At 71.6% G+C, this 24,009-nt stretch carries 20 protein-coding genes; 5 read left to right on the forward strand and 15 right to left on the reverse strand.

The features are described from left to right. Positions 1-207 precede the first annotated feature (207 nt). A complete protein-coding gene (locus E0L17_RS05255) occupies positions 208-852 on the forward strand; it encodes a hypothetical protein (protein WP_167930202.1) in 645 nt (214 codons plus the stop codon). Between the two features lie 148 nt (positions 853-1,000). On the opposite strand, the gene E0L17_RS05260 is transcribed toward E0L17_RS05255, so the two are convergent. The 7 genes from E0L17_RS05260 to E0L17_RS05290 all read right to left on the reverse strand — a co-directional run bounded on the left by E0L17_RS05260 (position 1,001) and on the right by E0L17_RS05290 (position 7,701). Beyond that, positions 1,001-1,432, reverse strand: a complete 432-nt coding sequence (locus tag E0L17_RS05260) for a hypothetical protein (RefSeq protein ID WP_167930203.1) — start codon at positions 1,430-1,432, stop codon at positions 1,001-1,003. 5 nt (positions 1,433-1,437) lie between these two features. Continuing rightward, entirely contained in the window at positions 1,438-2,448 is a 1,011-nt protein-coding gene (locus E0L17_RS05265; protein WP_167930204.1) for a TatD family hydrolase, read from the reverse strand. Positions 2,449-2,451: 3 nt separating this feature from the next. After that, the gene (rsmA, locus tag E0L17_RS05270; protein WP_167930205.1) at positions 2,452-3,309 is read right to left on the reverse strand and encodes a 16S rRNA (adenine(1518)-N(6)/adenine(1519)-N(6))-dimethyltransferase RsmA; all 858 of its coding nucleotides are present in this window, start codon (positions 3,307-3,309) and stop codon (positions 2,452-2,454) included. 6 nt (positions 3,310-3,315) lie between these two features. Beyond that, positions 3,316-4,923 (reverse strand): methionine--tRNA ligase, encoded by a 1,608-nt coding sequence (metG, locus tag E0L17_RS05275; RefSeq protein WP_167930206.1) that lies wholly within the window; start codon positions 4,921-4,923, stop codon positions 3,316-3,318. A 365-nt stretch (positions 4,924-5,288) separates the two neighbouring features. Beyond that, positions 5,289-6,152 (reverse strand): 16S rRNA (cytidine(1402)-2'-O)-methyltransferase, encoded by an 864-nt coding sequence (gene rsmI / locus E0L17_RS05280; RefSeq protein WP_167930207.1) that lies wholly within the window; start codon positions 6,150-6,152, stop codon positions 5,289-5,291. Then, entirely contained in the window at positions 6,152-7,195 is a 1,044-nt protein-coding gene (locus E0L17_RS05285) for a glycoside hydrolase family 5 protein (RefSeq protein WP_167930208.1), read from the reverse strand. The genes rsmI and E0L17_RS05285 overlap by 1 nt, the downstream gene beginning before the upstream one ends. Positions 7,196-7,272: 77 nt before the next feature. Beyond that, positions 7,273-7,701, reverse strand: a complete 429-nt coding sequence (locus E0L17_RS05290) for a 6-pyruvoyl trahydropterin synthase family protein (protein ID WP_167930209.1) — start codon at positions 7,699-7,701, stop codon at positions 7,273-7,275. Between the two features lie 314 nt (positions 7,702-8,015). Between E0L17_RS05290 and E0L17_RS05295 the strand changes: the two genes are divergently transcribed. The 4 genes from E0L17_RS05295 to E0L17_RS05310 all read left to right on the forward strand — a co-directional run bounded on the left by E0L17_RS05295 (position 8,016) and on the right by E0L17_RS05310 (position 13,081). Then, positions 8,016-10,577: a transglutaminase-like domain-containing protein gene (locus E0L17_RS05295; protein WP_167930210.1), complete on the forward strand. Its 2,562-nt coding sequence runs from the start codon at positions 8,016-8,018 to the stop codon at positions 10,575-10,577. 186 nt (positions 10,578-10,763) lie between these two features. Continuing rightward, on the forward strand, positions 10,764-12,014 hold the full coding sequence (locus tag E0L17_RS05300) for a LuxR C-terminal-related transcriptional regulator (RefSeq protein WP_167930211.1): 1,251 nt from the start codon (positions 10,764-10,766) through the stop codon (positions 12,012-12,014). 35 nt (positions 12,015-12,049) lie between these two features. Beyond that, entirely contained in the window at positions 12,050-12,502 is a 453-nt protein-coding gene (locus tag E0L17_RS05305; protein WP_167930212.1) for a hypothetical protein, read from the forward strand. 15 nt (positions 12,503-12,517) lie between these two features. Continuing rightward, positions 12,518-13,081 (forward strand): hypothetical protein, encoded by a 564-nt coding sequence (locus E0L17_RS05310; protein WP_167930213.1) that lies wholly within the window; start codon positions 12,518-12,520, stop codon positions 13,079-13,081. A gap of 308 nt (positions 13,082-13,389) precedes the next feature. Here E0L17_RS05310 and E0L17_RS05315 read toward each other — a convergent pair whose 3' ends face one another. The 8 genes from E0L17_RS05315 to E0L17_RS05350 all read right to left on the reverse strand — a co-directional run bounded on the left by E0L17_RS05315 (position 13,390) and on the right by E0L17_RS05350 (position 24,005). Continuing rightward, positions 13,390-14,907 (reverse strand): PSP1 domain-containing protein, encoded by a 1,518-nt coding sequence (locus tag E0L17_RS05315; protein ID WP_167930214.1) that lies wholly within the window; start codon positions 14,905-14,907, stop codon positions 13,390-13,392. Beyond that, positions 14,886-16,064 (reverse strand): DNA polymerase III subunit, encoded by a 1,179-nt coding sequence (locus E0L17_RS05320; RefSeq protein ID WP_353652952.1) that lies wholly within the window; start codon positions 16,062-16,064, stop codon positions 14,886-14,888. Before E0L17_RS05320 ends, E0L17_RS05315 begins: the two co-directional genes overlap by 22 nt. Further along, positions 16,061-16,678, reverse strand: a complete 618-nt coding sequence (gene tmk / locus E0L17_RS05325; RefSeq protein ID WP_167930215.1) for a dTMP kinase — start codon at positions 16,676-16,678, stop codon at positions 16,061-16,063. The genes E0L17_RS05320 and tmk overlap by 4 nt, the downstream gene beginning before the upstream one ends. 460 nt (positions 16,679-17,138) lie before the next feature. Then, positions 17,139-17,762: a flavodoxin family protein gene (locus tag E0L17_RS05330; RefSeq protein ID WP_167930216.1), complete on the reverse strand. Its 624-nt coding sequence runs from the start codon at positions 17,760-17,762 to the stop codon at positions 17,139-17,141. A gap of 64 nt (positions 17,763-17,826) precedes the next feature. After that, on the reverse strand, positions 17,827-19,677 hold the full coding sequence (locus tag E0L17_RS05335; protein ID WP_167930217.1) for a glycoside hydrolase family 2 protein: 1,851 nt from the start codon (positions 19,675-19,677) through the stop codon (positions 17,827-17,829). A gap of 364 nt (positions 19,678-20,041) precedes the next feature. Then, the gene (locus E0L17_RS05340; RefSeq protein WP_167930218.1) at positions 20,042-22,531 is read right to left on the reverse strand and encodes a DNA topoisomerase I; all 2,490 of its coding nucleotides are present in this window, start codon (positions 22,529-22,531) and stop codon (positions 20,042-20,044) included. A gap of 9 nt (positions 22,532-22,540) precedes the next feature. Beyond that, positions 22,541-23,329 carry a twin-arginine translocase subunit TatC gene (gene tatC, locus E0L17_RS05345; protein WP_167930219.1) on the reverse strand — a complete coding sequence of 263 codons (789 nt, stop codon included), beginning with the start codon at positions 23,327-23,329 and terminating at the stop codon, positions 22,541-22,543. Positions 23,330-23,333: 4 nt separating this feature from the next. Continuing rightward, positions 23,334-24,005 carry a twin-arginine translocase TatA/TatE family subunit gene (locus E0L17_RS05350; RefSeq protein WP_167930220.1) on the reverse strand — a complete coding sequence of 224 codons (672 nt, stop codon included), beginning with the start codon at positions 24,003-24,005 and terminating at the stop codon, positions 23,334-23,336. Positions 24,006-24,009 lie beyond the last annotated feature (4 nt).

Genomic DNA, 24,009 nt, shown 5'->3' on the forward strand with positions numbered 1-24,009 from the left:
GCGCGCGCTCTTCTCGCCCGCGCGCTCTTCTCGCCCGCTCCCCCTCTCCCCCAGCTCCTTCTCGCGTTTGCACGAGCAATCTCGAGCGACCCGCTCGGGGCATGCTCCAGGCACAGGCCTTCTAGCTGCGCAAACTCAAATGAACTATGCTGAGGGCAGAATCTGCCATCGGAGTTTGCACGAGCAAACGCGGCGAGGGGAGGAAGCGTGCGCGAGAAGAGCATGCGCGTCGAGGGGGACGACGGCCCCGCGACGGCGCCCGCCGCCCCGAGGGCGGCGCTCCGGGTGGCGCTCGTCAACGCGGGTCCCCGGGGCGCGTGGTCCGCGACGGCCCACCTGCTCGCGGACCTCGCCGAGGCCCTTCCCGTGTACGCCCGCATGGCAGGCGTGGAGGCCCCCGAGGTGACGGAGGACGCGCCCTCCGGCCGGGGCGCCATCGTCCTGGGGTGCGAGTCCCGCGCGGACACGCCGCCCGCGCGGCTTCTCGACCTGCTCGAGAGCCCGCGAGGCGAGCTCGCGCCCGGCATGCGCGTCTACGCCGTCGCCGTCACGGGGCTCTACGAGCCCGAGCGAGCGCTCCCCTCCCTCGACGCGATCGAGCGGGCCTGCTCGGCGAGCGGGGCGCGCTGGATGGGCGGCGTGGCCGTGGGCGGGGGCGAGCTGATCCTCCCCACGGCGGCGGAGCCGCGCATGGGCATCTGGAGGCGTCGCAGGTCCGAGGCCGTCGACCGGCTCATCATGGCGGTCCTCTCGGGCGCCGAGGCGGGGGTCATCCTCGCGCGCCCCGCCGTGCCGAGGTGGGCCTACCGGCTTGTCCGTCGGGGCGGCATGGGACCGGAGGCCTCCGCGTAAGCCAGGGCCGGGCCGGGCGCGCGAACGTCGCCTCGCCCCCGCGCGGCGTCTCTGCGGGGACGAGGCGACGTTCTTCTCGTCACATATGTCGCCATGCCCCCACGGACCCACGTTGCGGGGACGTGGCGACGCTCTTCGGCCAGGGCAACTACGCGAAGACCGCGCTCAGCACGAACCCCACGACCACCATGACCAGGAGCGCGCCCCCGAAGTTGCGCAGCGCAATCGGCGTGACCGCGTCCTGGGCCTCGTTGGCGTTGAGGTTCTCGCACCAGGTCCTCTCGCCGCACGCGGGACAGGCGAGGCGCTTGGCAACGTAGCGGTACCGGGGCTGGCTCACCAGCGCCACGCCCTTGACGCGCGTCCGCGTGGTCGAGCGGGCGCGGCGCATCCCGGGGCGCGCGAAGTCGCGCGGCGCGAGGTCGAACTCCGCCCCGCACCGCTCGCAGCGCATGCGATAGACGAGCCCCGAGGCATCGACCTCAGCCAGCGTCCGGCGCCACGCGGCCACGAGCAGCGCGACCATGGCGACGAAGCACGCCAGGATGGCGAGAAGGGCGACGACCAGCGAGGCGGGCATGACGGCTACCGCCCGAAGAGGGCGCAGGCGTTGCCCCAGAGCGCGTCATAGGTCGCCTGGCGGCTGCCGCGCCCGCCCGCCTCGCGCACGTCCGCCACGCGGGCGGCGGTGAAGGCCACCATGGCGGGCTCGCACTCCTCGCCGCGCAGGGGCACCGGCGCCATGTAGGGGCTGTCGGTCTCTGAGAGGAGGAAGCGCTCGGCGCAGAACGTGGCCGCCTTGCGGATCTCGTCGGAGCGTGAGAACGTGGCCGCGCCGCCGAAGGCGATGTGGCAGCCCAGGCTCGTGAACATCTCCATCACCCTGAGGTCCGAGGTGAAGCAGTGCAGGTCGCAGCCCGTCTCGGGAACCCCCTCCTCGCGCAGGATCCGCGCGGCGTCACGGTGCGCGCCGCAGCGGATGTCGCCCACGGCGTCGCGGATGTGAAGCTGGACGGGCAGGCCCAGCTCGTGAGCCACGCGGAGCTGGCGGCGGAACGCCTCCTCCTGAACGGGGTAGGCGATCTTGCTGTTGGGGCCGTAGTCGAGGCCGATCTCGCCCACGCCCACGCAGCGCGGGCTCTCGAGGAGCTCGCGCAGGCGGGCCATGGCGCCATCGTCGAGCTGGGCGGCGCCGTAGGGGTGCGCGCCGGCCACGATGCGCACGTTGTCCACGAGCTCGGGGGCATCGTGGCCCTCGAAGGCGGGCGGCACGAAGCCGTGCTCGGCGCACTCCGCGAGGCACGCGCGCGCAAGCTCCACCTGCTCGTCGATCCAGGAGAGGAGGGCGGGGACGCTCTCCCACTTTCCGGGCACGTCATCGATGGGGTCGAGCGGCACCACGAGCAGCCTCACGCCCGCAAGCGCGGCGCGCGCGATCGCCATCGCCGGGTCGTGGGCGCGGAAGCTCGTGAGGTGGCCGTGGGTGTCCGCGAGCGGCGCGAGCGGGGCCGGCAGCGGGCACGCCTCCCCCTTGCGGTTGTGGAAGAGTTCGCCGTCGGCGAGCGTGAGGTCATCGAGCGCGACGTTCTGGGACATGGGTTACTCCTGACGTTGGGAGAGTGCTGACGCGAGAAGGACGAAGTCCGCCGGCGCGAGGGTCTCGGCGCGGCAGGTGGGCGCGATTCCGCACGCGGCGAAGGCGGCGTCGAGCGCGTCACGGGAGAAGCCCGAGGCGGACATGGAGTTGCGGATGGTCTTGCGGCGCTGAGCGAACGCGGCGTCGATCACGGCGGACACCTCTGCCACGCGCGCGGCGTCCACGAGCGGCGCGCGGTCGATGCGCACAACGGCGGAGTCCACGTGCGGGGGCGGCATGAAGTTGCCCGGCCCCACCTCAAAGCGCCCGGTCACGCGGGCGAGAAGCGCGAGCTTGGCGGTGTAGGCGCCGTAGGTGCGGTTGCCGGGGTCCGCGCAGATGCGGTCTGCCACCTCGGCCTGCACCATCACCACGAGGCGGCGCAGGCTCGGCACCTCCTGCAGGTAGCGCAGGATCACCGTGGCAGCCACGTTGTAGGGCAGGTTGGCAACGAGCACGTCGGGCGCCCCGCCCGCGGCCTCGGCGATCTGATCCGGCGTCACGCGCAGCGCGTCGCCCATGATGAACGAGAAGCTCGGGTGCGCCGCGGCATGCGCGGAGAGCACGGGCTCGAGCTCGCGGTCCATCTCGACGGAGACCACGTGGCTGGCCTCAGCGAGAAGCGCCAGCGTGAGCGTGCCGATGCCGGGACCCACCTCGAGCACACGGTCCTTCTCGCCAAGCTCGGCCAGGTCCATGATCTTCTCGATCACGTGGTTGTTGACCAGGAAGTTCTGGCCCAGGCTGTGCTTGGTCGCAAGGCCGTACGCCTCGAGCAGGGCGCGCGTGGCGCCGGGGTTTGCGAGAGGGGATCCGCCCACGCCTGCCTACTTCTTGGTGTCGAGGCGCGGGAAGAGCGCGTCACCCTTGGTCACGGCAACGCCGCCCGCAAGGCCGCCCCAGGCGCAGGCCGCGCGCAGGTCGTCCGTGGCGGCCTCGTCCTCGAGCGACATGCGGCGCAGGACCTCGGCCGAGGTCTCGGGCATGAACGGCGCGAGCAGGTGCGCGGAGATGCGGATGGACTCGAGCAGGCTCACGATGATGTCCGCGAGCTCGCCCGCGCGCTCCGGGTCCTTGGCCACGGCCCAGGGCGCGGAGTCCTCGATGAAGTGGTTGGCGGCGTGGACGAGCTCCATGACCACGTCCTTGGCGCCGGCGTAGTCGAAGACCTCCATGCGGCTCGCGTAGCGGTCGTAGATGCCCTCGGCGACGCCCTTGAGCACGCCGTCCTTCTGTGCCCAGCCGTCGGCCAGCTCCGGCGTCTTGCCGTCGAAGTACTTGGCGCTCATGTTGAGGGCGCGGGAGACCAGGTTGCCCCAGCTGTTGGCGAGGTCGGCGTTGTAGACCTGCTCCATGCGCTCGAAGGAGATCGCGGAGTCGTCGCCGTGGACCACGTCGGTCATGAAGTAGTAGCGGTAGCCCTCGACGCCGAGCAGGTTGATGACGTCGCGCGGGGCGATCGCGTTGCCGCGGGACTTGCTCATCTTCTCGGCCTGGCCGGTCTCGGGGTTGCGCACCGTGAGGAAGCCGTGCACAAAGACGTGCTCGGGCAGGGCCTCGTCGATGGCCATGAGCATGGCGGGCCAGAGGATGCAGTGGAAGCGGATGATGTCCTTGCCGATGAGGTGACACTGGGCGGGCCAGCGGCGCGCGAGCTCGGCGCGGGAGGCCGGGTCGTCCAGGCTGTAGCCCACGGCGGTCATGTAGTTGAGCAGGGCGTCAAACCACACGTAGGTGACGTGCTTGTCGTCAAAGGGCACCTTGATACCCCAGTCGAAGGTCGTGCGGGAGACCGAGGTGTCCGTGAGGCCGCCCTCCACGAAGCTGCGGACCTCGTTCATGCGGAAGTCCGGCTGTACGAAGTCGGGGTGCTCGTCGTAGAGCTTGAGCAGGCGGTCCTGGAAGGCGGAGAGCTTGAAGAAGTAGGACTCCTCCTGGACGCGCTCCAGCGGCCGTCCGCAGTCCGGGCAGAGGTGCTCGCCCTTGGTGCCGCGCTCCTCGTCGGCCTTCTCGACCTGGGTCTCGGTGAAGTAGGTCTCCTCCGGCACGCAGTACCAGCCGTCGTAGGAGCCCTTGTAGAGGTAGCCGGACTCGAGCATGCGGTCCCAGAGGTACTGGACCGCGTGGTGCTGGCGCGGCTCGGTGGTGCGGATGAAGTCGTCGTTGGAGACCTCGAGCTCGCTCCAGAGGTCCTTGAAGAGCGGGGCCTGCGAGTCGCACCACTCCTGCGGCGTCATGCCGTGGTCGGCCGCGGCCTCCGCGACCTTCTCGCCGTGCTCGTCCATGCCGGTCAGGAACTTGACGTCGTAGCCGGCCGCGCGACGGAAGCGCGCCTGGACGTCGGCGAGCAGCGTGCAGTAGGCGGTGCCCAGGTGCGGGGCGGCGTTGACGTAGTAGATGGGGGTGGTGACGAAGTAGGACGGCTTCTCTGCCATATGACGACTCCTCATGACGGAATGTGGCATGCGGGGTCGATTGTACTCTTTGCCGGACCGCGCGTCCTTCTCGCCGCGCGCCCTTCTCGCCGCGCGTCGATCCCCGGCCTGACCCGGCTCGCCCCCCTGCTTAGGTGAGCAAACTCCTTGAATCATCGCCGCTCACCTAAGCGAGAAGGACGTGAGCCAGCAGCGGAAACGCGACTCACCTAAGAAAACCGTGCAGGATGGTTAACGAAATTTGCTCACCTAAGCGGCGGCGGGAGACGGACGGCAGTGGGAGACGGGCGGCGAGGCAGGGCGGGCGCAGCGGGGCGCGGCGGCGGGAGGCAGGCAGGGGATGACGTGTCGGAACGGAGCGGCGGCTAGCGCGTCGCGGACGCGGCGGCTACCACGGCGTCGTACGCTTCGGAACGAGAGAGCCTGAAGGTCTTCGCAATCCGCTTGGCGAGCGTGCTCTTGGGCTCCCCCGCCTCGAGCCCGGCGGCTATCTCCTCCTCGAGCGGGCGGGCGGGCCCGGCGTCCTGCGCGCGGCGACCCTCGAGCTCCTCTGCGCTCGGCGCCGAGATCACGATGACGCACTCGCCGCGGACCTCGCCGCGCGCGGCCACCTCCGCCGCGAGCTCCGTCGCCTCTCCGCGCACGACCTCCTCGTGCAGCTTGGTGAGCTCGCGCACGAGCGCGACGCGGCGCCCGGGAAAGGCCTCGGCGACGTTGGCGAGGGTGTCAGCCACGCGGCGAGGGGACTCGTAGATGACAAGCGTCCCCGGGATCGGCGCCAGCTCCGCCAGGCGAGCGAGCTGCGCCCCGCGCCGCCGCGGCAGGAAGCCCTCGAAGAAGAAGTGCTCGCTCGCGAGGCCCGACGCCACGAGCGCGCAGGTCACGGCACTCGGACCCGGAATCACCTCGACGGGCAGCCCCGCGTCGAGCGCGGCGTCCACGAGGCGCTGTCCCGGGTCGGACACGCCCGGCATGCCGGCGTCCGAGACAAAGGCAACGCGCTCGCCGGCGGCGACGCGCTCCAGCACGCCCGCGAGGCGGGCGTCCATGACGTTCGCGTCGCAGCGCTCGAGGCGCGCGGAGAGGCCGAAGGCGCTCATGAGCCGGCCCGTCACGCGCGTGTCCTCGCAGAGCACCGCGTCGGCCTCCCCGAGCACCCGCCGCACGCGCGGCGAGGCGTCCTCGAGGTTGCCGATGGGGGTGCCGACGACGCTCAGGACTCCCGGCATCAGACGATCATCCCGCGCTCGAAGGTGGCGAGCGCCACGCGAGCGTCCCAGCTCGCGAGCTTGCCGGAGGTCTTCCAGGTGTTGAAGAACCAGGCGGGGCACTTCTCGTACGCGCCGATCTGCTCAGAGGTGTAGACGCGCTCGAGCGCGATGCGGCCCTCGGGCGTCATCTGGGAGTCCGCGATCGGCAGCGACGACGACCACTTGCCAACCATGACCTGCATGCCGGAGCGGCGGGCGTCATGGACGCGCTTCTCGAGCGCGGCCACGAGCCGGCGCACGCCGGCGGGGCCGGAGACGTCCACGTGGACGCTCGGGCGGTCAAGGTGGCAGTCGAGCCAGACGTTCCTGTAGTGGCGCTGGGCCATGAAGCGGCCCCACCCGCCGGGGAAGGCGGCGTCGGGCATGATGACCACGGGGTCCTCGCCCGCGGCGTTGCGCACGAGCTCGTAGGCCTCGCGGTAGTAGTTGCGCAGGCGGTGTATGGGCACGCCGTCGGTGAGCATGAGGCCGTGGCGGACCTGGACCACCGGGTCGTCGGCGAGCTCGATCCCAAAGAATCCCACGCGCGAGGCGTAGCGCCTGGAGAGGGCGTATACCACGTCGAGCATCTCCTCGCGCGTGACGTGGCAGTCGGCGTTGTCGGGGGAGGTGCCGTTGTCCGTGTGGGGCGCGCCCGGGCTTATCGCCAGCGCGAAGATGACCTTGAGGCCGATCTCCTCCGCCCAGTCGAGCGCCTGGTCGACGAGCTCGATGCAGCCGACGTACGGGCCGGGCTCGGGGCCATCGTCCCCGTAGACGTACCAGGGGACGGGCAGGCGCACGGCGTTGAAGCCACGCGAGGCGATCTTGACGAACTCGTCGCGCGTCACGAACTCGCGCCGGTGCGCGCGGACGCAGTCGGCGTAGCGCCGCTCCCCGAGCGCCGTGACGAGCGACTCCTCGTCCAGCGCGCCGGCGCCGGCGAAGAGCTCGGGGGTGACCCACGACTCGAGCGTCAGCCATCCGGTAAGGTTGACTCCGTGCAGGGAACGATCGCCCATGTCACACCTTCGCCTCCCGCGGCCGCGGGGCCGCATCGCCCTTTCCGCATCCCCCTTCCCTGAGTATAGGCTGAATCCTACGCCCCGTCCCGGACATATGTGGCGCAATTGAGCGGCGTCTCGTAGACGTCCACCTGCGAGCACGGGAGGCCTCGCTCGCACAGGCGGTCGCAGAAGTGCCGGGCGAGGTTCTCGGCCGTGGTGCGGAAGGGCAGCAGCTTGAGCGAGAAGCCCTCGCCCTCGAGCGCCTCGATCGTGGCCGGGCCGAGCGTCCCCTCCTCCACGAGGAAGGTGTGGTCGAACTCCTCGGCGAGGTCGCGCAGGGCGCGCTTGAAGACGCCGAAGTCCATGACCATGTCGCGCTGGGTCCCCTCCGCGCCGAGCTCGGGCGCGCTGAGGTACGCCACGACGCGCCAGCGGTGCCCGTGGAGGTTCTCGCACTTGCCGTAGTAGTCCGCGAGGAAGTGGGCCGAGTCGAAGCTCGCCTCGCTCTTGAGTCCGTACATGGGTGTCCTCCCGTCGTGTCCCTGGCGGCCGGGGGCCTGCCGCGGCCCCGTGCCTCACGCACTATAGACAGAGTGACGGGTTTTGGACGGACGAAGGCCCCTGAGGGCGATCATTCGTCCAAAATCCGTCACTCGGCCGGAGCGCGGCCGTCGGGGGGCCGGGGCGCGGCCGTCAGGGGGCACGCCGCCGGGGCCTGCCGGGGGGCACGCCGCCGGGGCCTGCCGGTGGGGCTGCCACATCCCCACGCGTGACGCGGCGTCGTCAGCGGAGTACCATAGTCGGTCGCAACCGCGCGACGACCCAAGGAGACCCCATGCCGCTTTCCGAGCAGCTCGCCACCTATGCCGCCCGCCGCTTCGACGCCCGCCGCGCCCTTCTGGGAGAGCGGGCCGGGAAGGCCGAGGCGCTCTTCCCCGCGCTCGCGCCCGACGAGGCCGTGCTCCTGCGCTACCACCTGGCCACGCTGCCGCTCACGGACGCCGTGGACGCGCCGCTCGAGGTCCTTCTCGCCTTCGCGCGCCATGCCCTCGTGCTCCGCGAGGGACCGGCGGCGGACCTGCCCGAGGACCTCTTCGTCCACTACGTGGCCACAGCGCGCGTCAACAACGAGCCGCTCCAGGACTGCCGGGGCGCCCTCTGGGAGGAGCTTGCGCCGCGCGTGGCCGGACTCGACCCCGAGCGCGCCGTCATCGAGGTCAACTACTGGTGCGCCGAGATGGCCACGTATCAGTCCACGGACGGCCGCACCCTCGGGGCGCCCGGCGTCATCGCGGGCGCGGCGGGGCGCTGCGGCGAGGAGTCGACGCTCCTCGTGACGGCGCTGCGCGCGGTGGGCATCCCCGCCCGACAGCTCTACGTGCCCTGGTGGGCGCACTGCGACGACAACCACGCCTGGGTGGAGGCCTGGGCGGGCGGCCGCTGGCACTACCTCGGCGCGTGCGAGCCCGAGGAGGCGCTCGACCGCGGCTGGTTCACCGCCGCCTCGGGGCGCGCGCCCATGGTGGCCACGCGGCTCTTCTCGGACTTCGGCTGCGACCCGGCCGACGTGGTGGGCCGCGCGGGCTGCACCGTCCTCGTCAACGTGACGGGGAGCTACGCCGCCACGACGCGCCTCTCCGTGCGCGTGGCGCTCCCGGACGGCGCGCCCGCCGCGGGGGCCACCGTGGCCTTCGAGGTGCTCAACATGGCCGGGTGGCGCCCGCTCTCCGTGCTCACGGCGGACGAGGAGGGCCGCTGCTCGGTGGAGCTGGGGCTGGGGAGCGTGCGCGCGCACGCCTCGGCCGGCGCGCTCATGGCCGAGAAGGACGTGGACACGGCGGAGGTCTCCGAGGTGGAACTCGTGCTCGCCACCGCCGAGACGCCCGAGGCCGCGGACGCCTGGCATGACGTGGACGTCCGCGCGCCCGAGGACCACCCCGCGCCCTCCCAGCCGCTCTCGCCCGAGGCCGCGGCGCGCGGGCGCGTGCGCAAGGCCGTGGCGGACGAGTCGCGTGGGATGCGTGTCGTGGCCATGCGCTCGCACGCCGAGCAGCTCGCCCGCCAGGCGGCGCTCGTCCGCCCGGACGACGACGCCGAACTCGTGGCCCACATCCTCGAGGCCGCGCGCGGCAACGCCGACGCCGTCTACGAGTTCCTCGCCGCGGGCGCGGAGCCGGAGCGCCTGGCGCTTCTCGCCACGCTTGCCGAGAAGGACTACCTGGACGCCGACCCCGCCCTCCTGGAGGGCCATCTCCGCGCCGCGCTCGCGAGCCGCGACAAGAACCTCGATCGCGAGACCTGGGAGCGCTACGTCCTCTGCCCGCGGATCGGCCTCGAGCACCTGAGCGCCTGGCGGCCCGCCTTCCCCGGCGCGCTGCCGGAGGAGCTCGCCCGCCTGATCGCGGACGACGCGTGCGCCGCGTGGGCGTGGCTTGCCGGGCGCATGTCCTTCTCACCCGCCGAGCACCTGGCCAAGCTCGTGGGCACGCCCGCAGGTGCGCTCGCGTGCGGCGAGGCCTCCGAGGTGACGCTGCGGACGCTCTTCGTGGCCGCGTGCCGCAGCCTCGGGGTGCCCGCGCGCCTGGCGCCCGCCGACGGGCGCGCCGAGGTGCTCGCGGATGGGCGCTGGGCCTGCGTCGAGGGCAAGGCCGCGAGCGAGCGCACCTGGCCGCTCTGCGTGAGCTCTCCCGAAGGCGCCCCGCTCGTCTACGGCACCGACTGGGGGCTCGCGCGCCTGGGCCGCGCCATGCAGGTGGGCGGCCAGGAGCTCTGGGGCTTCCACCAGCTCGACCTCTGGGGCTGCGATCCTACCGCGCTTGAGGTGCCGGCCGGGACCTACCGCCTCACCACCACGACGCGCCTGCCCAACGGCAACCAGCAGGCCGCCGAGCTCGTATTCACCGTGGACGGGCCCGCCGAGGTCCGCGCCCGCCGGCGCGCCCCGCGCCCGGAGGACATGCTCCAGCGCATCCCGCTCCCCGACGCCGCGCCGCTGCTCGGCGGGCGCGGCGGCCTTGCGCTCCTGGCGTTCCTGGAGCCGGCGGGGGAGCCGACGGAGCACCTGCTGAACGAGCTCGCGGACGCGGCGGGGGTCGTCGCGGCGGCGGGGCTCTCCCTCACGCTCGTGACCCGCGAGGACGCGGCGGGCGACCCCACCCTCGCCCGCGCGCTCGCGGCGCTGGATGCGGCCGGCGTGCCCGTGACCCTCGCGCGCGACGACTTCTCCGAGCTGCCGGAGCGCCTCGCGCGCCGCATGTTCGCCAACCCGGAGCTGCTGCCGCTAGCGGTCCTCGTTGACGCGCGGCCGGCGGCGGAGGCGCCCGTGGGGCTCTTCGCGCGCGGCGGCTACGCCGTGGGCACCGTAGAGCTCGTGCTGCGCCTCGCCGCGCTGGCGTAGCGGGCGGACCGGTCCCGCAAGGCGCGCCCTCTGCCGGACGTTCTTCTCGCCATCTGCGACGATGCGGGAGAAAGCGCAGAGGGCGCGCTTTTGCCGCGCGCTGGCCCGGGTGCATACCGCGTTGCCACGACGTAGGGACGCGCGCTCGTGTACGCTTCCGGTAATCGGCTGCGGAGAGGAGGCGGCATGATTCCCACGGCGTCGCAGGAGGCGGAGCGCGACTTCCGCGAGCGCGGGCTCACCGGGCGCGAGGCCGACGCGGCGCGCTCGGCGCTTTCCGGCATGACGGCCGCGGCCGCGGCGCGCGAGATGGGCGTGAGCTCCTCCACCGTCGGGAACTTCCGCCAGCGCGCCTATCGCAAGCTCGGCGTGACGAGCGCGCGTGAGCTCGCGGCCCAATACGGCCGGCAGCGCGAGGAGGGCCGCGCGGCCGGCGACTCCCGCGCGGCCCTCCTCGCGCGCGGGCTCTCCCAGACCCAGTCCGACGTGCTCTCCCTTGTCGCGGAGGGCCTCTCGACGGACGAGGTGGCCGAGAGGCTGAGCGTCGCCCCGGGGACGGTGAGCTCGGCCCGCGCGACGGGATACCGCATGCTCGGCGTGCACTCCCGCGAGGAGCTCGCCGCCCTCCTCGAGCGCGAGGCCGCCGCCCCGCGCCGCCGGCGCGCCGCGCGCCTCGCGGCCGCGTGCCTGGCGGCGGTTATGGTCGTCGCCGCGGCGGTGACGGTGACGTCGTATCTCGGCTCGCAGCCGCCCGCCGTGGTGGAGACCGAGTTCGGCGAGGTGCCCAACGTAGTTGGCATGGACCCCCAGAGCGCGTGGGAGGTGCTCGTCGCCGAGGACTACTTCCCCGTCATCCAAGAGTCGCGCTCCACCGAAAGCCCGGGGACGGTGGTGGACGTCGACGTGCAGGCGCTTCCCGAGAACATGGGCATCTCGATGCCCCTCGACCCAAGCGGCACTGTCCACGCCGAGCTCAATGAGACGCCATGGAAGGCGGAGGCAATCCTCAGTGTCTCGGGCCTACGGAAGATTCCCAATATCACCCTCAACTGCTCCGAGCGCGATGCCCGGAAGCTACTTGAGGATGCGGGCTTCTCGAACGTGGAGGTTGCATACCAAGGGGACGTAGACCCGAGCGACAATCGGGTCATCCTTGCGCGGCCCACCTCCGGATCCTGGGCGTCTCCCAACGAGCCGGTGGAGCTTACCGTCACGAGCGACGTCACGGTGCCCGACGTGCTTGGCATGACGCCCCTCGACGCCTCGAGTGAGCTCGTCCTAGCGGGCTTCTCCCCCGATCCATACATAACTGAGTGGAGCTACAGCACAAGCGACAAGGGCACGCCCGTCGCAATCGCCACCGACCCGATGTGTGGCGAGACCGCACGTGTGGGAGACACAGTGCGCATCATCTTCGACCGCCCGCTGGAAGAGTAGCCTCATCCCCCAATGTGCAACCCCAAGGAGGCCCCATGTTCCCCTCCAGCCTCTCGCCGGAGACGTGCCCCAACCCGCTTGAGCTCTTGTCGAGCTTCTTTGGCGTCGTCGTAGTCCTCTCCCCCTTCTATGGCCTGCCCCTCCTCGTGGGCGTGCTCCTGTGGGAGCGCTCCGCTCGCAAGAGCCATCCGGGAGTCAGCCGGCTCGTGCGGGACGCCTCCTTCGTCAACCTCATCCTGGCCCCGCTCGCGTTTGGCGTGACGTACGGAATCGCGCACGCGCTCTCCTGGAGCTACCAGGCGCCCTTCTGGCTTGGAATCGGCTTCTGCGGGCTCTGGGCGGCGAGCCTCGTCCTCTTCTTCATCGACCAGCTGCGACTCGACCCGTCGGTACAGGAGACGCACCGCGACATGCTCCCCGGCTTCTTCGGCGCCGTCTGGGCACTCCCGCTGCTTATTGTTGTACTCTTAATGCTCAGAATCATGTAGGGGACGGAGGTTCTGATGAGGCTCCTCAAGGCCGCGCTCGTCTGTGCCACGCTCGCCACCTCGCTGCTGCTCGTGGGATGCGGCGGCACTCAGGCAGCAGATCCCGAGCCCGCATCGGAGGAGCCGCCGGCCGAGACGGTCGTTGAGGACGAGGAAGCGCAGCCTGACGGCGAGGCCCTCGTGGAGGAGATCCTCAGCAGGAACGACTACGAGCCCAAGGACGTGGAGCCCGACGAGGACGTCATGGCCTCGATGACGTGCGTGCCGCTCACGCAGGAGCAGCTCGAGTCCCTCACCCTCCGCTTTGGCATCTTCGACCGGGGCGTCTCCGTGGACGTCGCCGAGAAGGACGGCGTGACGTGGAAGGTCGTCGCCCTGCAGCAGACCGCAGCGGACGGGACGCTCACGCGGCTCGCCTACCTCACCGACGCCGTCGACCTCGGGTGGGGCGAGGGCGAGACGTGGATCGAGCTCGAGAGCGGAGACCCCTGGCGCAACGTCGACTGGGACGACGAGCTGCTCGTGCGCGGCCAGTCCGCCCTCGCGCTGGCGCAGGAGTGGCTTTCCGAGGGGGCGTAGGCACCCCTCGGGCCTCACGGGACCCCATCCGGCGAGCCGCTGACGATTGTCGGTGATTTTCTGTGGGAAGCCCGTCAACTGGCCGATTCGCCAACCCGTCTACCTGCCCTTTTGCAGCCGAAAAACGCCCGCTACTTCGCCCGCCCTCCAAAAATCACCGACAATCGTCACCACGCCTCCCCCCATGGGTCGACCGACCCGAGGCGGGCCAACTCCACCCCAGCCCCTTACCTGTTCAAACGCAACGAGGCCCCGAGCCAAAGCGCTCGGGGCCTCAAATCGATCGGAAGCAAAGGGGCGGCGAAGGCCTACTCGCCCGCGGGCGCGCCGCCCTCGGCGCCGGCGCCACCGCGCCCGCGCCCCCCGCGGCGACGGCGACGACGCGGCTTGGATGCGTCATCGGCCCCCTGCGGACGCGCGGCCTGCTGCCCCTGCTCGCCAGCCTTGCCCTGCTGCTGGGCGCGCTTCTTGCGCGAGGGCTGCATGCCACGCGGCTGTGCGCCCTTCTCAGCCTGGCCGCCCTTGTCGCCGGGCCGGCGGGTGCGCTTGACGGGCTGCTGACCGCCGGTGGCGGAACCCGCCTCCGCGGCGCCCTCCGCCGCCTGGTGGTGACGGCGGCGGCGTGCGGGCGCAGAGCCCGCCCCCGCCTCGGGCGCCATGTGCGCGGGCGCCGGGGCGGCCGCTCCCCCGCCATCGCCCGGGCGGCGCTTGCGGCGGCGACGCGCGGGCGCCTCGTCACCGGAGGGCGCGCCGGCCTCGCGTCGCGCGTTCTTCTCGCCCTGCGGGCCCTTCTCTCCGGCCGGGGCCCCGTTGGAGGGACGACGGCGCTTGCGCTTGGGCTCGACGAAGATGTCCGAGGCGTCCGGCCCCTGCTCGGGCAGCACGCCCATCTTGCGGTCCAGCTCGGCGAGGGCCATCTGCACGTCCGGGGACTCCAGGCGGTCCAGAACCTCGCGCGTCACGGTGTCTGGGCGGCACGGGCAGCCGAGCTCCTCGCTCTTCTTGTGCGCGGCCTCGGAGGCGGTCATGTCGGCGAGCGCCACGCGGATCTGCTTTCCGCTCTCAAGGCGCAGGACGATCTGCTCCTTGGGCGTGTCGTACTCCACGATCTTGCCCTTGCCGAGCGGCGTGTCGATCACGGCGTTGCGCTTGGGCGCGCGGCCCTTGAAGTCGCGGTAGGCCTCGAACTCGTAGCGCAGGCAGCACATGAGCCGTCCGCACGCGCCGGAGATCTTGGTGGAGTTGAGCGGGAGGTCCTGCTCCTTGGCCATGCGGATGGAAACCGGGTCGAAGCCCGTGGCAAAGCGGCGGCAGCAGAGCTCCTGGCCGCAGTGGCCGTAGCCGCCCACGATGGCGGCCTCCTCGCGCACGCCGATCTGGCGCATGTCGATCCGGACGTGGAACTCGCGCGAGAGGTCGCGCACGAGCTGGCGGAAGTCCACGCGCTCCTCGGCGGCGAAGTAGCAGACGGCCTTCTCGCCGTCGAAGAGGTACTCCACGCCCACGGGCTTCATGTCCAGACCCGACTCCTTGACGTGCCGGCGGAAGGCGGGCATGGAGTCCTCGCCGCGCTGGGCCAGGCGCTCGGCGCGCGCGAGGTCGTCCTCGGTGGCGATGCGCACCACGTCGCGCAGGGTCGCGTGGCCGATGGTGGAGGCGAGCTCCTCATCGCTCACCTCGCGGGCGTCCGCGGTGGCGAGGCCGATCTCGCGGCCGCGCTCGGTCTGGCAGATGACGTGGTCGCCCTCCTGGGCGCCGGTGCCCGCCGGACTGAACCAGAGGTCGCGGGCGGCATAGGTGAACTTCACTGGGATGACGGTGGGCATGCAAGTGCCTCCTTGACGGAAAGCAGCATGACCTCGAGGGTCAGCTGCGGCGATACGTTGTGGGCGAGGTCGTCCGCGGCGCGCGCCACGGCCCCGAGCGCCCTGAGCGCGCCGGCGGTGTCGCAGCCGGCGGCGATGCGGTCCACGGTGGCGGCCGCGTCCTCGTTGACGATGGGCTGGCCGACCCCCTCGCAGCGGACGAGCACGTCGCGCAGGACGGACTCGGTCGCGGTCAGGGCCTCCATCATACCCGAACGCTCCCGCGCGGTGAGCTCGCGCTTGTTGGCGTCCTCCACCTGCTTGAGGGCGGCGGCGGTGAGGAAGTCCTGGCTCTCCTGCAGGGCGGCCTCCTGGGCCTCTTTGACGTCGGCGAGCGGCACGGCCACGGCGGCCACGAGCTCGCGCGCGGCCAGGAGCACGTCCCACGAGTCGTCGCGGGCGAGGGCGTCGAGCGTGCCCACCACGAGGCGGCGCACCTGGCGGCGGGCCGTCGACTGCAGGAACTCCGTCGCGCGCGCGGGCGTGCCCGCCACGGCGAGGGCCACGCGCGCCTCCTCCCGCGTGGCGGCGCAGGAGCGCATGACGGCGTCCACGCCCTCGTCAGGCGAGACCGCGCGGAAGGGCACCTGCTGGCAGCGGGAGACGATGGTGGGGAGCATCGAGGCCGTGGTGCGGACGCAGAGGATGAACATCACGCCCTCGGGCGGCTCCTCGAGGGTCTTGAGCAGGGCGTTTGCCGCCGTTCCGCGCAGGAGCTCGGCGCGCTCGAGCACGTAGACCTTGGTGCGGGCGCGCACGGGGGCGAGGCTCGCGTCCTCGATGACCTCGCGGACCTGGGCCACGAGGTAGCCCGTGGCGCTCCCCGGCCTGAGCCAGCGGACGTCCGGGTGCGTGCGATGGCGCACGCGGCGGCACTCGTCGCAGGTGACATCCCCGCCGTGGGGGCAGACCACGCACTCGGCGAGCGCCTCGGCCGCCTCGTGCTTGCCGGATCCGGGCGCGCCCACGAAGAGGTAGGCGTGGGAGAGCCGGCCCTCCGTCACCGCGGTGGCAAGGAGGTCGCGCACGCGCGGCTGGTCGGCGAGGGCTCCGAGCGCGGCGGGAAGGGGCGCGGGGCCGTTTTGGCCGGGGGCGCTCTGGGCAGGAGCGGCGCTCACAGCAGGTCCTCGAGCGCGGAGGCAAGGCGGGCCGTGACCGCGTCCTTCTCGCCCGCGGCGTCCACCACGCGCACGCGGGCCGGCTCCTCGTCCGCAAGGCGCAGGTAGGCCGCGCGCACGCGCTCCTGGAAGGCGAGGCCCTCGGCCTCCATGCGGTCGGCGCCGCCGGCCGTGGCGCGCGCGTAGCCGATCGCGGGATCGAGGTCGAGCACGAGCGTGCGGTCGGGCACACGCCCGCAGCTGCCGAGGACGTTGGACTGGCGGACGATCGTCTCGTCCAGCCCGCGGCCGCCGGCCTGGTAGGCATAGGTCGAGTCGTAGTAGCGGTCGCACAGGACGACGGCGCCGCGCTCGAGGGCGGGCTCGATCACCTGGCGCGTGAGCTGCGCGCGGCTGGCCTCGTAGAGCAGGAGCTCCGCCTCCGGCACCATCTCCGCGTTGGCCGAATCCAGGAGCAGCGCGCGGATCTTCTCGGAGATGGGGGTGCCGCCCGGCTCGCGAAGGCGGACGACCTCTCGCCCGCGGGCGAGAAGGACCTCGGCCAGCAGCTCGGCCTGCGTCGACTTCCCGCAGCCGTCAGCCCCCTCGAGCGTGATGAAGATACCCCGCGCCATGTGCCCCCTTCGGTCTTGTGGTCCCCCAATGGTACCGCGCGGACGCGCCCGCCGCGAGAAAACCACGGCGGCGCGGCGCGGACGGCCCTTCTCGCCGGGCTCCGCGCCGGGCCTTCTCGCCGGTCCTTCTCGCCGGGCTCCGCCGGCCCTTCTCGCCGGGCTCCGCCGGCCCCTCTCGTCGGGCTCCGCTGACCCCTCCCTCTGCGCCTGCTTAGGTGAGCACAGACTTTGAATTATCTTGCACGGTTTTCTTAGGTGAGTAGAGAAACGCCAGATAATATGCGCCCCTCCCCCTTAGGTGAGTCAAGATAGTTAGAAGTCTGTGCTCACCTAAGGGGGACAGGGCGACAAAGGACAGGGCAACGAGGGGCAGTGCGACGGGGACAGGAACGAGGACGGGGACAGGAACGAGAGGACGGAAAGCGGAAACGGAGCCGCCAGAACGGCGCCTATGCCGTACCTAGCGGATGAAGTTCGTCCGCGCGCCGGGCTCGCTCGACGGCGCGGGGACGCCCGCCTCGCGTCCGGCCTCGATGCACCTCAGCAGCCACGCCATGTTGCGTCCGAGCTGACGCATAGTCCAGAGGCCCTCGGCGTCCTGCGCGGCCTCCTCGGCGCTGTTGCCGTGGACCATGTTCCAGTAGCGGCTGCTCACGATGGGCATCTGCGAAATGGTGAAGAACTTCTCGATGTCGGCGAGGGCCGTCGTGGTACCCGCGCGTCGGGCAGAGGTGACCGCGGCGGCCGGCTTGTGGGCAAGCGCCGCGCCCGCCGAGTAGAAGAGCCGGTCCATGAAGCCGAGCAGCGACGCCCCAGCGTGCGCATAGTGCGTCGGCGCGCCGAAGACGAAGCCGTCGGCGTCGGCGGCCTTGGCCGCAAACTCGTTGACGCCGCCGTCCTCGAAGGCGCAGCGGCCGATCTTCCCGCATGCGCCACAGGCCGTGCACCCGCCCACCGGGCGCGCGCCGATCCAGAAGGTCTCCGTCCGTACGCCCTCGGCCTCGAGTGCGCCCGCCACCTCCTGGAGCGCGCGGTCCGTGCAGCCGTGCTCGTGCGGGCTTCCGTTGACCAGCAGCACCTTCATGGCTTCCCCTCTCGTCGCATTGTGTCGAACGTGCCCATTATGACAAACGACCCCGTCACCCCGGTCAGGTCGCGGCGAGGAGCTTGCTCACGCGACGGTCGTAGGTGAGAAGGCCGTTGGTCTCCTCCTCCACGTCACTGAGCTGCGTGTAGACATAGCCGGCGAGGCCCTCGGCCTCGAGCGCGTCCACCTGGGCGAGAAGCCCGCGGACCTCGCGCGCGAAGTCGGCGGCGCCGGAGGCCGCCTCGTAGCCGTAGGACGTCCCCAGCGAGACGTGCCCGGGGACGGACCAGCTCACGCCGCCGAACTCGGAGATCACAAAGGCGCGCTGCGGCCGGGCGCGGTCGGGCCAGACCTCGAGCGGGCGGAAGTAGTTGTGCACGCTGAAGAGGTCTCCGCACGCGCGGTCGTACCAGCCGCTCGTGGCGCTCACGGGGCGCGTGGGGTCGAGCGCGCGCACGGCGTCGCATGCGGCGCGCGCGTCGAACTGCCCCCAGCCCTCGTTGAAGAGCGTCCAGCCGATCATGCTGGGATGGCCCGCCAGCAGGCCCACCGTGCCGGAGCAGGTCTTGCGCCACTCGCGGCGGTAGGCCGGGTCCGCCGAGGAGAGGCGCCGGCGGGCGCGCGGGCCCTCGTCGGTGCGACGCGTCCAGCTCGCACGCAGGAGCGTGGGAACGTAGCTCGTGTGAAGCGCGCTGTAGGGGCCGCCGCCGGAGACCATGTCCTGCCAGACGAGCATGCCGAGCCGGTCGCACAGGGCGTAGAAGCGCGGCTGCTCGACCTTGATGTGCATGCGCAGCAGGTTGAAGCCCAGATCGCGCGCCGCGCGGACGTCATGCTCAAGCGCCGCCTCCGAGGGCGGCGTCATGAGGCCGTCCGGCCAGTAGCCCTGGTCGAGCACGCCGCGCAGGAAGAGGGGCTCGCCATTGAGATGCACGCGGGGGACGCCGCGCGCGTCCGGGCGCACCTCCACCGTGCGGAAGGCGCAGTAGCTGCGGACGCGGTCGGCACCGAAGGCGAGCTCGATGTCATAGAGCCGTGGCTCCTCCGGGCTCCAGAGCTGCGGCGCGGGAACGTCGAGGGCGAGCTCGCAGCGGCCGTCCCGGGCGGGCGCCGTGCCGCGGGCGACCTCCGAGCCCCCGTCCAGGACGCGGGCCGTCACCGCCCCCTCCCCAGCCACGCCGACGGCGAGCAGGACCCGCCCCTCGACGGGCCGCGCGTCGGCGGCGAGCGACGTCACGTGCGCGGCGGGCACGACCTCGTACCAGACGTCACGCCAGATGCCGCTCTGGGCCGTGTACCAGATGCCGCCCCGCGCGAGGCGCTGCTTGCCGCGGAGCTGCGTGCCGGCATCGGACGGGTCGTGGACGCACACGGCGAGCTCGTTCTTCTCGCCGGCGCGCAGCGCGTCCGTGACGTCTGCGGAGAAGGGCAGGTAGCCACCCGTATGCTCCGCCACGCGGGCGCCGTTCACGTACACAGCGCAGGCCCAGTCGACGGCATCGAGGTGCAGGATAATGCGATCCCCGGGGCCGAGCGACGGGGCGTCGAGGGGGCGCCGGTACCAGAGAAGCTCGTCCGGGCGGAGCTGGCGGCCCACGCCGGAGAGCGGCGCCTCGGGCGAGAAGGGCACGCGGATCGGCACCCAGGGTCCGTCCGGGACGCGAGCGGCCCGCCAGGCCGTGGCGGCGTCCGGCGCGGGGACGAAGGCGCACTCCCAGGTGCCGTTGAGGGACGTCCAGGCTTCGCGGGCCAGAAGCGGCCGAGGGTGGGACGGGGGCTCGAGGCCCTTCTCGCCCGCCGGGACGTCCCGGCTCGCCGCGATCTTCTCGCCCCACGGCGTCCAGAGCGGCGTGAGATCCACGTCCTCCGGCGGCTTGGGCTTGCTCTTGAGCACGCGCCTCAGGTCCAGCATCCTCGCCCCTTTCGACTCCCCCATTCTCGCACGCCGGGACGGGTCGCGCGCGGCGCGCCGTTGCGGGACGCCTCCGCGCGGGGCACTCCCGCGCGGGCCACCCGCGCGAGGCTCCTTAGGTGAGCAAAAGCGTCGAACTATCGCGACTCACCTAAGCATACAGGTGGTCTGCGAGCTGCGGAAAGGCGACTCACCTAAGAAATCCGTGCAAGATAGTTGAAGGTCTTTGCTCACCTAAGCAACGAGGTGGGAACGCAGAGCGGAGGGGGACGCGAGCGCGCGGCGAGGGAACGCGGGGCGGAGAGGGACGCGGGCGCGCGGCGAGAAGGACGCGGGGCCGAGAAGGACCTCGACCCCGCGCTCGCTAGGACTTCTTTCGGGCTCCGCGTCGACCTCTGCGCGCGCCCTTGGCGGCCTCCTTCTTCTCACGCCCCGGGCAGTCCATGTTGGGGCAGAGCTTCCAGGGGCCGCGCGCGGTGGTCACCACCACGAGCGGGGCGCCGCAGTCCGGGCAGGTCTCGCCCGTGGCCTCGAGCGCGCCGCGCGCGGGCAGCGGGTAGCTGGTCCCGCACTCGTCGTAGTTCGTGCAGCGGATGAAGCGCTTGCCGCTCTTCTCGGACTTGTGCGCCACGAGCCTCCCGGAACGCCCGGCAGCGGCGCACGCGGGGCACGCGCCCACGTCGACGTCGGGCTCGCGGTTGGTGGGGCATGCCGGGTTGATGCACGTCTCGTACGCGCGGCTGCGGAACGGCTGCACCTTGACGCGCGGGGCGCCGCACTCCGGGCACACGGCCGCCTCGCCCTCGAGCGCGGAGATCTTGCCCTGGGGCAGCGGGTAGGTGACGTCGCACTCCGGCCAGCCCATGCAGCCGGCAAAGCTGCCGCGGGTCTTGGCGGAGGTCTTGACCACGAGGTCCTTGCCGCACTTGGGGCAGACTCCGATCTTGGCGTCCGCGGTCACGGCGTCGGCGATGGCCTCGGAGAGGTCCTCGGTGTGCTCGACCAGAGCGTCCATGAGGCCGGCGAGAAGCGCGCGGGAGTGGTTGACCACCTGCTCCTGCGTCTCGGCGCCGTCGGCGACGTGGGTCATGTCCTGCTCGAGCTCGGCCGTCATGTCCGGCGAGGTGATGCGCGGGGCGTAGGTGGTGAGGGCGTCGATGATCGCCATGCCGAGCTGGCTCGGCTCGATCGGGTCGTTCTTGAAGTAGCGGCGCTCGTAGAGGGTGTCGATGATGCTCGCACGCGTTGACTTGGTGCCCAGCCCGCGCTTCTCCATCTCCTGGATGAGCTTGCCCTGGCTGTAGCGCGCGGGCGGCTCGGTCTGCTTGGCGAGAAGCTCCATGTCGCTGACGGAGACCACGTCACCCTCGGCGAGGGCCGGGAGCTGGTCGTCCTTCTTGAGACCGTACGGGTAGGCGGCGCGGAAGCCGGGGGACGCGAGCACGGAGCCGCTCACCGTGAACGGCTCGCCGGCAACGTCGATGCTGACCTTGGTGCCCTCGATCGTGGCGGGCCCCATGAGCGTGGCCAGGAAGCGGCGCGCGATGAGGTTGTAGAGCTTCCACTCCGCCGGCTGGAGACTGTCCGGGGACGCCGGGGCCGTGGGGTAGATCGGCGGGTGGTCGGTGGTCTCCTGCTTGCCGCGGGTGGCGGTGAGCTTGTCCTGGGAGAGCAGCGCCTGGCAGGTGCCGGCGTACTGCGGGACCTTGGAGAGCGTGCGCACGCAGTCGCGCAGGTCGAGCGACGAGGGGTAGACGGTGTTGTCCACGCGCGGGTACGAGATGAGGCCGTCCATGTAGAGGCTCTCGGCGAGGCGCATCGTGCGCGCCGGGCTGATGCCCTCGGCCGCGGCGGCGGCCTGGAGCGAGGTGGTGTTGAACGGCGCGGGCGGGCGCTGCGTGCGGCTCTTCCGCTCGACGGCCGTGACGCGCCCCTCGGTGGCGTCGGCCACGCGGCCGTACGCGGCGTCGGCGGCGTCCTTCTCCCAGAAGCGGCCGGTCGCGTGCGCGATGCGGAAGTCCGCGCCGTCCTTCTCGCCCTGGCCCTGGATCACCCAGTAGTCCTCCGGCTTGAAGGCGAGCCGCTCGCGCTCGCGCTCCACCACGAGGGCGAGCGTGGGGGTCTGGACGCGGCCGGCCGAGCGCACGTTGCCCAGGCCGCTCCAGCGCGCCGCCGTGAGGTAGCGGGTGAGGACGGCGCCCCAGATGAGGTCGATGTACTGGCGGGACTCGCCGGCGTCGGCGAGGTCCTGGTCGAGGCTCACGAGGTTCGCGAAGGCATGGTCGATCTCGGCCTTGGTGAAGGCGGAGTAGCGGGCGCGCGAGACGGGCACGTCGGGCGCGACCTCGCGGATCTGGCGCAGGGCGTCGGAGCCGATGAGCTCGCCCTCGCGGTCGAAGTCCGTGCCGATGACCACGCTGTCGGCCTTCTTGGCGAGGTTCTTGAGGGCGCGGATGATCTCCTTCTCGGCGGGGAGCTTCTCGATGGGCGCCCACACCAGGTACGGCAGGCTGGCGATCTTCCATCCCTTGAGGTCAACGCCATCCGCGAGGAAGGGCTTGCGGCGGGACTTGTACGGCGGGCGCGCGAGGCCGTCCGGCACGTCGGCGGGGATGAGCTCGCCGTCGGCCGTGAGACCCTGCCAGCCGTCCTGCTCGTTGAAGGTCAGCTGCACCGGGAAGTCCACCTTCAGGATGTGCCCGCGCAGGCCGATGGTCACGCAGTCCTCCCCGCCCATGCGGAAGCGGTAGACCGGGGTGTTGTAGACCTTGTCTGCCGTGGGCTTGCCCGACTCGGAGAGCAGGCGGGCGATCTGCTGGGCGGCGTCGTTCTTCTCGGTGACGATAAGCTTCAAGGGCATTCCTTACTGCTTGTCAAAGGCGTGCTGCTCGTAGTCCTCGCGCGACCACTTGAGGGCCTCCTTGCCGTCGCGCGCCACGATGATGACGCGCGCCACGGCCAGCGCGACCTCGTAGAGGCCGATGAGGGCGGCGAACATGAGAATCATGGTCATGGGCGAGGCATCCGGGGTGACCACGGCGGAGAGCACCATGAGCCCCACGTAGACGTAGCGCCACTGGGCGCGGAACGTCTTGTACGGCACGAGGTGGAAGACGGAGAGGTAGAAGATCACCAGCGGCAGCTGGAACGCGATGCCGAAGCCGATCTCCAGCAGCATGTAGATGTCAAGGTAGTCCTCCGCGTTGGGCATGATGGCGCCGATCTCGAAGGACTGGTCGAGCAGCCACCCGAAGGCCGCCGGCTGGATGACGAAGAAGCAGAAGATCATGCCCAGGAAGAAGAGCGCCACCATGGCGGCGACGGTCGGCACGACCCACTTGCGCTCCTTAGGCTTGAGCGCCGGCAGGAAGAAGGCCATGACCTCCCAGATGATGATCGGGCAGCAGATGATCACCGAGAAGAACAGGGCGACCTTGAATCGGATGGTGAAGCCGCCGAGCACCGAGATGACGACGAGCTCCTGGCCGCGCATGGCAGCCTCGATCTGGCCCATCATGAGCTCGATCAGCGTGGGCGTGGCCATGTAGACGATGAGCGCGCAGACGATGACCGCGACCACGATGATCGTGACGCGGCGCCTCAGCTCGCCCAGGTGATCCATGATGGGCATGCGTGCGGGACCGATCGGCATCGCTCTACGCCTCCTTCTCGTCAGTCGTCGTGGCAGGGCCAGCGCTGACGCCGAGCCCTCCCTCGACCGCTCCACGCTCCTCGCTACGCTCGTCGCTCGCTTCGCGACTCGCGTCGAGGGGGACCTCGGCGCTGACGGCGGCATCCGCCGCGGGGCGAGAAGGACGGTGCATGGCGTAGAGGTCGGCTGCCGACGGCTTGCTGGGGGCAGGGGTCGGGGCTGCGGTGCTCTTCGCGGCTTCGGACGCCGGCTGCGCCGGCGCGCCCTCGGCGACGTCGGAGTCCTCGTCGTCGGCCACAGGCGCTGCCGCCGCGGCGGCCTTCTCGGCCTCCTCGCGGGCGGCCTTCTCGGCGGCCAGGCGCTTCTTGCGCTCGGCGAAGGTCTCCGCGCGGCGCGGCGCCGGGGCGTCCTCGCCCTCGGGGGCCTCGATGTCGGCATCCTCCTCGAGCTCGGCCGCGCGGTTGCGGTTGGGCTTCTTGGGGGTGTCGCTGATCGCCTCGGCGGCGGGGTCCACGATGTTGGTCTGAACGACCTCGGTGAAGCCCTCCTGGGCGTTTCTGAACTGGCGCAGCGCGCGCCCGAGCGTCCTGCCCATGCCCGGGAGCTTGTCCGGGCCGAAGATCATGAACGCGAAGAGGACGATGAGGAGGAGCTCACCTTCTCCGATGCCTAACACGCTT

Source organism: Olsenella sp. SW781 (assembly GCF_012027725.1).
GTDB lineage: Bacteria > Actinomycetota > Coriobacteriia > Coriobacteriales > Atopobiaceae > Thermophilibacter.